Annotated in this window: 9 protein-coding genes; 2 read left to right on the top strand and 7 right to left on the bottom strand. The window is 48.5% G+C overall.

The window, feature by feature from the left end; genetic code table 11:
* The 5 genes from Q0438_RS05100 to Q0438_RS05080 form a co-directional block, all read right to left on the bottom strand.
* Positions 1 to 821, bottom strand: an 821-nt coding sequence (locus Q0438_RS05100) for a CofH family radical SAM protein (protein ID WP_299188095.1), incomplete at its 3' end; no start/stop codon positions are given.
* Positions 822 to 823: 2 nt separating this feature from the next.
* The gene (locus tag Q0438_RS05095) at positions 824 to 1,198 is read right to left on the bottom strand and encodes a HepT-like ribonuclease domain-containing protein (RefSeq protein WP_299188093.1); all 375 of its coding nucleotides are present in this window, start codon (positions 1,196 to 1,198) and stop codon (positions 824 to 826) included.
* Complete coding sequence (locus Q0438_RS05090; protein ID WP_299188091.1) at positions 1,191 to 1,541, bottom strand: nucleotidyltransferase family protein; 351 nt, start codon at positions 1,539 to 1,541, stop codon at positions 1,191 to 1,193. The genes Q0438_RS05095 and Q0438_RS05090 overlap by 8 nt, the downstream gene beginning before the upstream one ends.
* Positions 1,531 to 2,115, bottom strand: coding sequence for an NfeD family protein (locus Q0438_RS05085; protein ID WP_299188089.1), 585 nt, complete (start codon positions 2,113 to 2,115; stop codon positions 1,531 to 1,533). The genes Q0438_RS05090 and Q0438_RS05085 overlap by 11 nt, the downstream gene beginning before the upstream one ends.
* Entirely contained in the window at positions 2,112 to 3,032 is a 921-nt protein-coding gene (locus Q0438_RS05080) for a stomatin-like protein (protein WP_299188086.1), read from the bottom strand. Before Q0438_RS05080 ends, Q0438_RS05085 begins: the two co-directional genes overlap by 4 nt.
* Positions 3,033 to 3,150: 118 nt before the next feature.
* Between Q0438_RS05080 and Q0438_RS05075 the strand changes: the two genes are divergently transcribed.
* On the top strand, positions 3,151 to 4,341 hold the full coding sequence (locus tag Q0438_RS05075; RefSeq protein ID WP_299188084.1) for an MFS transporter: 1,191 nt from the start codon (positions 3,151 to 3,153) through the stop codon (positions 4,339 to 4,341).
* An 11-nt stretch (positions 4,342 to 4,352) separates the two neighbouring features.
* Here the strand turns inward: Q0438_RS05075 and Q0438_RS05070 are convergent, their stop codons facing one another.
* On the bottom strand, positions 4,353 to 5,504 hold the full coding sequence (locus Q0438_RS05070; protein ID WP_299188082.1) for an MFS transporter: 1,152 nt from the start codon (positions 5,502 to 5,504) through the stop codon (positions 4,353 to 4,355).
* Positions 5,505 to 5,604: 100 nt separating this feature from the next.
* On the opposite strand from Q0438_RS05070, the gene Q0438_RS05065 reads away from it, so the two are divergent.
* Positions 5,605 to 6,198 (top strand): hypothetical protein, encoded by a 594-nt coding sequence (locus Q0438_RS05065; RefSeq protein ID WP_299188080.1) that lies wholly within the window; start codon positions 5,605 to 5,607, stop codon positions 6,196 to 6,198.
* Positions 6,199 to 6,527: 329 nt separating this feature from the next.
* Here the strand turns inward: Q0438_RS05065 and Q0438_RS05060 are convergent, their stop codons facing one another.
* Entirely contained in the window at positions 6,528 to 8,249 is a 1,722-nt protein-coding gene (locus Q0438_RS05060; protein ID WP_299188078.1) for an ABC transporter ATP-binding protein, read from the bottom strand.
* Between the last annotated feature and the right edge of the window lie 36 nt (positions 8,250 to 8,285).

Raw genomic sequence — 8,285 nt, 5'->3', positions numbered from 1 at the left:
AAATTATCCAAAAATAGCCGCGAGACGGCGAGCAGGCGCAGGTAGCGGTTCGGGCTTTGCTTTTTGATCTCTGGATGCTCGCGCAAAAGGCGGGTGTTTTGCCCTTGAAAACTCCATAAAATGAACGCTCGAAAGCCGCCCGTGCGATCTTGCAGCTCGCGGATCTTATCCCAGTGCTCTACGATCTCACGCGTACTTTCAAGCGTGCCGAACATCATAGTGGCGGTCGTTTTCATACCGATGCTATGCGCCTCCTCGTGCACTCTAAGCCACGTGGCGCTGTCGCTTTTGCGCGGTGCTACGAGGTCTCGCACGCGGTCGCTTAAAATTTCGGCTCCGGCTCCCGGCATCGAGTAAAGCCCATTGGCTTGCAGCCTGCGAAGCACTTCGAGCGTGCTGATGCCGCTAAGGCGCGCGATATAATCGATCTCGATCGCCGAGAAGCCGTGGATCGTGATGCTCGGGTAATTTTTGTGGATGAACTCCACGAGATCCTCGTACCATTCGATTTTCAGCTTCGGATGGACGCCGCCTTGAAATAAAATTTGCGTGCCGCCCACGGCGATGAGCTCCTCGATCTTTTTGCTAATCTGCTCAAAGCTCAGCACATAGGCATCCGCGTCGCTTACGTGGCGGTAAAATGCGCAAAATTTGCAATCCACCATGCAGGCGTTGGTGTAGTTTATGTTTCGATCGATGATGAAGGTCGTGACGCGATCCGGATGCAGCTCGCGCTTGCGCGCAAACGCCGCGCGCCCAAGCTCGTTTAGATCGGCGTGCTCGATTAAATTTAGGGCTTCATCTATACTTAGTCTTTTCAAATTTATCCTTCCGATTTGCCTTTGCGATACGGTTTTAGTGCGTCGATGATTTTTTGATTTAGCGTCGGCAGATAGTCCTTGATCGCTATCTCTATCAGCTCAAAATTTAGCCGTTCGTATTCGTGCGAGGCGATATTCCTGGTGGCGTTGATAGCTCTTATTTCATCTTTGCTAAAGATCGCCAAAGCCTGCAAATCGTTGCTTTCTTGCAGCCCTTTTAGCAGGGCGTGGATATTGATGAACTGCATCATTATCGCAGGCTGCAAAACGTCCTCGTCGGCAAGCGCAGGCGCTACGCCGCCCTCGCATTTTTTTAGGATGGATGAAATTTTATCAGATATCTTTTTTAATCGCTCGACGCTTGATCTTTCAAACATAAATCGCTCCTTGCAGCAGCTTTGTTTTTTCTTCGCGACTTAAAGAGGTGGTATCGCACAGATCGACATTTGCATTAAATTTGCTGGATAGCTTTTTTTTAAAATCATCTAAAAAAACCAGCGCCGAAAATGGGTTTCCTAAATTTTTTACCATTTTTGCCCCGTCGGTTTCGATCGCGATGTCGATGTCTGAAAACGCGTCGGCGCTACCTTTGGCGTAGCTGCCGAAAAGCCCTAGCTCGGTAACGCCAACTGCAAAAAGCCTCTTTTTCTGTGACGATAAAAATTTTAAAATTTCATCTTTGCTGTTGATCGTTTTTTTCGGTGCGGTTTTAGCGCTCACTCTGCGCCTCTTTAGGATCTGCGGACGCTTCTTGTTTAGCGTCAGAGCTTTGAGCGTTTTTGCTCGCGGCGGCGTTGGAATTTTTATCGTCAGTACCTGCGCCATCCATGTCGCCTAAATTTACGCCGCCGTCATTTAAATTTACGCCGTCTGCGCCGCTAGAATTTCGACTGCTATCTTTTTTAACCACGATCTGACCATTTTTTACGCCTAAAATTTCGACGCGGTCGCCCTCGTCAAACTCCGAAATTTCATCGCTTTTCCAAAACGTGCCTTTGAAATAGACCATGCCGTTTTTGACGGTGCCGGTGCCGCTCTCGTCCAAAAAGTTATCCTCAAGTTTCTCTTCGGGTTTGAAAAAGCGCGACTTTAGCGGCCTTTTAAGCGCGATCAGAAGCACGAAAGAAAGCACGAACGAAAGCAGAATTTGCACGTCCCAATCAAGATGAAAGCCGAAGCTCAAAAGCCCCGTGATGAAAAATCCGGCGCTGAAAAATATAAAGGTAAAATCCATCACCAAAAGCTCGACGATCGCCAAAATCACGCCGATTATGATAAAAATCAGCGCGTTCATTTGAGCTCCTTCGCGCCGTTTTTGCTTAGGAATTCTTTAAGCACGCTAAGAGAGCCGATCAGCTCGCTCGTTTCGTAAGGCACTAGAATTTTATCCTTGCTCGGGTTTTTAGACAGCTCGCTGAAGGCGTTTACGCGACCCTGCGCGAGCAGGTATTCCGCCGCAAAGCTGGAAGCGCTCATCGCTAAATTTATACTATCCATCGCGTCTTTTTGACCCTGTGCTAACGCGATCTGCTCATATTTTTTCGCATCCGCCATACGCTCGATCGCCTCGGCTTCAAGAACCTTCTCCTGCTTTAGCGCTTCGGCGTTTCGGATGAGGGCTGCTTTTTCCGCCTCGGCTTTAAGCTCAATCGCGCGCTTTTCGCGCTCTGCCTTCATCTGCATATTCATCGCCTCTTCGATGCCGTGCGGCACCGAAATTTCGGAAATCTCCACGCGCATGATCTTTACGCCCCAGTTATCCGCAGCGTCGCCCAGAGCGATTTGCAGTTTGGAATTTAGCTGATCGCGCGAGCTAAGAGTGCTGTCTAAGCTCATCTCGCCGATCGCGCTACGTAGCGTCGTCATCGCTAAATTTGAAATCGCGCGGCGATAATCCTCGACGTTGTAAAGCGCCATCTTGCCGTCGATGACCTTCAAAAACACGATACCATCCACGCTTATGTTGACGTTATCTTTGGTGATGACTTGCTGCTTGCTGATGTCCACCAGCTGCTCGCGCACGCTCATCTTGGCGCGCACCGCGTCAAAAAACGGCACGATGATGTGAAAGCCGCCGTCAAGCACCTTATGAAAGCGACCCAGCCGCTCGATGATTAAAATTTCCGATTGCGAGACGATCTTGACCCCCATCTTTAGAATTGCTGCGATGAGGACGCAAAATACTATTACCGTAGTTACGAACCCTTCCATTTTCACTCCTGAATTAAAATTTCGCAATTATAGCATTTTTAGCTTATTTTGGCTTTTAAGGCGCGCCGTGATACAATTTCGCTAGATTTTTTATATTAAATTTACGGGATAAAATTTTATGATCAGATACATCGTGCTGCTTAGACATTCGCGCAACTACCGACTGCTCTTTTCGGCGGGTTTTATATGTATGTTCGGCTTGTGGTTTTCGGTGGTGGGGGTCGCTACGCTTCTAATCGAGCTTGGCGCGCCGGTGTGGGCGATCACGGCGGTGGGCGTCGTTTCGTTCGTGCCGAACGTCTTTTTAGCGCCCATTAACGGCATCATTGTGGATAAATTTCAACCAAAGCCCCTGATGACGGCGATGTTTATAACCGAGATGATCAGTATTTTCATGCTGATTTTTATCGATAGCTTGGATTATTTGTGGCTGCTGCTTTTGATCGTGGTCGTGCGAAGCGTCGCAGGCACGCTGTTTTTTCAGACCGAATCCTCCACGCTGCCGAAATTCCTAAGCCGCCCCTATCTCAAGCTTGCTAACGAGATGACGGGCATTATCTGGACGATCACCTATACTTTCGGCATGGCGAGTGCGGGCGTTTTTATCCACTATTTCGGCGTGCGAGCGGCGTTTATTTTGGATTTTTGCTTATATGTTTTTTCATTTTTCATCCTGCTGCGGCTAAATTTTAAAGACCTCGCAAGAAATGCGCCAGAGCCCGTGTTTAAGATGCTAAAGGAGGGCTTTTCCTACCTACGCTTGCACCCTTTGGTGGTGCATCTCATCGTGCTTCACGCCTTCGTCGCCGTCACCACCTACGACAATCTAATCGCACTTCTTGCGAAGTATAAATACAAAGAGATTTTAAGCGCCTCGCTAGTCATCGGGCTTATGAATATGTCGCGCTCGGCAGCTGCATTTTTCGGGCAGATATGGCTAAGCAAGATCGTAAACAAGCACACCTTCTTTTGGATCCTGCTGGGGCAGTTTGCGGGCATCGCGCTGTGGGCGGTGCTGGAGTTTAACTACTGGCTTTCGTTTGCGGGCATGATCGCGGCGGGATTTTTCATCACGACGGTGTGGTCGTATTCTTTTACGCAGCTGCAAAACCACGTCGATAGGGAGTTTTTCGGGCGCGTCATCGCCTACAACGACATGGCGTATTTCATCGTCGCCACGCTCGTGTCGGCCGCGATCGGATTTTTCTTCGAGCTTGGATTTTCGCTTTCGCAAATCACTTTCGGCATGGGCTTTATGTTCGCAATCGCGGCGTTTTATTATAAATTTTTAATCTACGAAAAAATTTGAAATTTGGCTCGCTATCTTTTCGGCGCGATCTCGGGGCGGAAGATAGCAAATACAAATAAAAAGCTCATCGCTGCGAAAAATACCCAGATAAAGCCGTTTGCGCCTAAGAATTTCATCATCGCGCCGATTATCAAAGGCGAGCAGAGCGACGCGCTCGAATAGATAAAGAGCATCGCCGCTGAAATTTGCACGCGAGATGCGCCTTCGCCGGTGATGGAGTCGTTTGCGCGCGCAATGGCGAGCGAATACAAAGGAAAAGCGCCAAATCCTAGCAGCAACGCAAGCGCGCACGTTAGGATGAAGCTCTTGGCAAAAAATAGCGCTGCGCAGGCTGCGATGCCGATGGCACAAACTATCATTATGGCGCGTTTGCGACCAAATTTATCCGAGATTACGCCGCAAATAAGCTGTGCCAAAAACCCTCCGACCATCGCCGATCCCATAAATGCGCCCACCGAGCCCACTCCAAGCCCTGCGCTTAGCACGAAAACGCTTGCCATCGAAAAAAAGCCGTTAATCAAAATGCCCGCGCAAACCACCGTCGCAAACGCAAGCGGCGGCACGATCGAAATTTGCGGCATACAGATGCGCATGCGAGCGGGAACTCTGGGAGGATTGAAGCGGATTAAATTTACCGGCAGCAGCGCTAGGATGATGAAAAATGCGCTTAGCACGAAGACCTTCATCGTTCCGAAATTTAGCGCTAAAATTGCAACTCCTATCGCAAACGCGCCGTAAAAAACCGCTTCGTAGATCGCCAGCACGCGGGAGCGGATGGAGTTTGTGATCTTTGAGTTTATCCAGCTTTCGATTATCATCAAAAGCGCGTAGTAGCAAAAGCCCAAAATGAAGCGTAAAATCGCCCAATACACGAGGTTTGAGCCTAGATCGTGCAGCATTGCAGCAATTCCGAAAAGCGCCGTAAAGACTGCGTATGCCCGTACGTACGAGAGTGCGCCGATTATCGAAGGCACGAAAAAGCCGCTAAAGATCGCACCTAAAAAGAAAAACGCCGAAATTAGTCCGATCTCAAGCTCGCTGTGACCGGATTCTTTTAGCATAATGCCCGCGCTTGCGATGACTAGCGCGTCGCCGATAAACATAAAGAAAATCCCCAGAAATAGGGGGCTTAGCGAGCGTGCCGCGCGCATAGATTCAAACAATGACTTTCCCTTGGAATTAAATTTGGCGTATTGTAGCCTTTTATTGATTAAAGCTCGGTTTTTATGGCAAAATATTTGAAAAAATTTTGAAGGAGCGGGTATGAGATTAAAAATTTTAACCGCATTTTTACTGGCGGCGATATTTGGCGGATGCGCGGCGTTTCGAGGCAAGGTATATATATTGGAGGATCCCAAGGTAAAGGAAGCGTATAGCGCGATAGAGTTACCGTATAGCATTAAGATAGATGGAGAAACTTTTACCAGAAAGTATAAAAATCTTGCGGCGGCATATTATTTTTTAAACGGCGAGGAAGGATTTGGCTGGAGTAAGCTCGTATCTATATCATATTTCAACGACGTAAAAAATATCGATGAGTATGCGTATGGGATATATCAAGCGATCGAAGAGGCCAATGCGGGAAAAAAACAAGAGGATCGACGCTCCTTCGGCATTTTAAAAACCAACCATACGCAAGCTATAATAGTACTCCTCAATCCGCCCGCCCCCGGAGATCCTAATTTCAATAAATATGAAGTCGATCTAATGGTTGCAGATATGCAAAGCTGCGGACTTGTACTTGTGCAATACGCGAAAAATTTCGATTCGGATAGAGATTTTAAAAAGATGCGAAAATTTATAAAGGAAAATAAAGCTAAAATTTTACCGCAGATGCCTAAGATCAGGTGCAGGTAACGCGCTGAAAAGTCCAGCGTGCGATAAAATTTTACCGCAGCGGTTTTAAAACGGCGCGAGCCTTTAAATTTAGAGGCAGCCTGCAATGAAGCGCTAAAATTTTAAGATAAATTTTATCCAAACGCTAAAACTCTAGCAGTTGTGCCTCGTCGCATCAAAGAGACGAGCTTTATTGAAAAGCACTGCAGCTAAAGCAGCGATCTGCGTGGCTAAATTTCAAAATAAAATTTCAATCTTTGCGGATAAATTTATGCGGTTTACTTCAAAACTAAAAATTCAAAATTTCATAGAGCAAAACCGGGGCGCAAAAGGGGCAAAATTTTAAAGCTCTAGCCTTTTTGCATGATCCCCTTTAGGCTGCGATACTCCTCGCATTCGCCCGTTAGCTTCGCGTCGGTGCCGATAGCGAGGATGCGGCCGTTTTTCATCACGGCGATATTATCGGCGCGCTCGATCGTGGAGAGGCGGTGAGCGATTACAAAGACGATTTTGCTTTGTTTGATCTTTTCGATGACGTTTGAGATCTCCTTTTCGCTTGCGTTATCCAGCGCCGAAGTCGCCTCGTCGAAGATTAAAATTTGCGGGTCCTTATACAGCGCGCGCGCGATGGCGATACGCTGGCGCTGCCCGCCGCTAAGGTTTGCGCCGAACTCGCTAAGCACGGTGTAAATTCCATCTTTCATCGAGCTTACGAACTCATAGGCGTTGGCGAGCTTGAGCGCTTCTATGACGCGCTGCTCGTTAAATTCCGCGCCGTAGCTTACGTTTTGCGCGATCGTGTCGTTGAAAATATAGACGCGCTGGCTTACGAGGCCGATGTTTTCGCGCAGGCTAGGGATGCTAAACTCGCCGATCTCGTCGTTGCCGTTGAATAAAATTTTACCGCTACTTGCGTCGTAAAAGCGCATCAGCAGGTTCACGACCGAGCTTTTGCCGCCGCCGCTGTTTCCGACGAGCGCTAAAATTTCGCCCTTTTTGACGCTAAAGCTTATATCTTTCAGCGCCGCCTTGTCGCCGTAGTTTAGCGACACGTCGCAAAAGCTCACCGAGCCGATCTCGCCCATCTGCTTTCCGCCTCCGACGATCGTAGGTTCCAAGTCGATCAGCTCAAACGTCCGCTCGCTCGCTGCGATGGCGTCTTGCATGTTGTTGTAGAGCGAGGAGACCTTTTTTATCGGCGTATAGACCATAAAAAGCGCCGTAAGGAAGCTGAAAAAGCTGCCGATGCTCATCTGGCCCGCGATGACCTCCTGTCCTCCGACGATGATCACCACGGCGATGCCCACGGCGCCCAGCATCTCCATGATCGGGCTTACCAGGCACGCCGTTACGACCGCCTTTAAATTTAGACCGAAAAATTTCTTGTTTTCGGCGTTAAATTTCTCCACCTCAAAGCTTTCGGCATTGCTTGCCTTGACGATTTCGATGTTGGAGTAAATTTGACTGAGCGCCGAGGAGATATCGGAGGTTTTCTCTTGAGATTCGCGCGAAATTTTTTTCATCCGCTTTGCGAGGCGCGAGAGCGGATATATCGCGCACGGAAAGACCACGAGCGCGAAAAACGAAAGCTTTGGGCTCTGATAGATCACGACGCCCAAAAGCCCCAAAATCGTAATGATCTGCGTGAAAAAATCGGGGATCATATTCGAAACCACGACGCGGATACGCTCGATGTCGTTGATCGTGCGGCTGATGAGCTCGCCCGTGCGGAAGCGGTTGAAAAAATCCACGTCCAGCCGCACGAGGCTTGCGACGAGCCTATCGCGGAAGCGGCGCACCGTGTCTTGACCGATGAAGGCGGTGAAGTAGTTTTGCATAAACGCGCCGCCGCTTTTCATCGCAAAAACCACGATGATGGCGATCGGAAGCGTGTAGAGATACGGCTCGTTTTTTTCGACGAAAATTTTATTTAAAACGGGCTCAACCAGCTTCGCGCTCGCAGCAGTCGCCACGCTCGTCATCACCATACCCAAAATCGCCAATGCAAACTGCGGCTTATAATCCCTAAAATAGGGCTTAAAGCGCGATAGTAAAGTTTTAAAGCCGTTCAAATGCTATCCTTTTTTATAAAATTTTTAAAATTTAAA

The sequence above is a fragment of the uncultured Campylobacter sp. genome (assembly GCF_938030785.1).
In the GTDB taxonomy this organism is placed as follows: Bacteria; Campylobacterota; Campylobacteria; order Campylobacterales; family Campylobacteraceae; genus Campylobacter_B.
Note: the sequence above shows the minus strand (reverse complement) of the source record. Positions and strands in the feature narration are given on the sequence as shown.

What these genes read in the sequence shown, in the direction of transcription:
- Q0438_RS05075 (WP_299188084.1), top strand. Translation starts at nt 3,151, where the DNA reads ATGATCAGATACATCGTGCTGCTTAGACATTCGCGCAACTACCGACTG.
- Q0438_RS05095 (WP_299188093.1), bottom strand. Translation starts at nt 1,198, where the DNA reads ATGTTTGAAAGATCAAGCGTCGAGCGATTAAAAAAGATATCTGATAAA.
- Q0438_RS05085 (WP_299188089.1), bottom strand. Translation starts at nt 2,115, where the DNA reads ATGAACGCGCTGATTTTTATCATAATCGGCGTGATTTTGGCGATCGTC.
- Q0438_RS05065 (WP_299188080.1), top strand. Translation starts at nt 5,605, where the DNA reads ATGAGATTAAAAATTTTAACCGCATTTTTACTGGCGGCGATATTTGGC.
- Q0438_RS05080 (WP_299188086.1), bottom strand. Translation starts at nt 3,032, where the DNA reads ATGGAAGGGTTCGTAACTACGGTAATAGTATTTTGCGTCCTCATCGCA.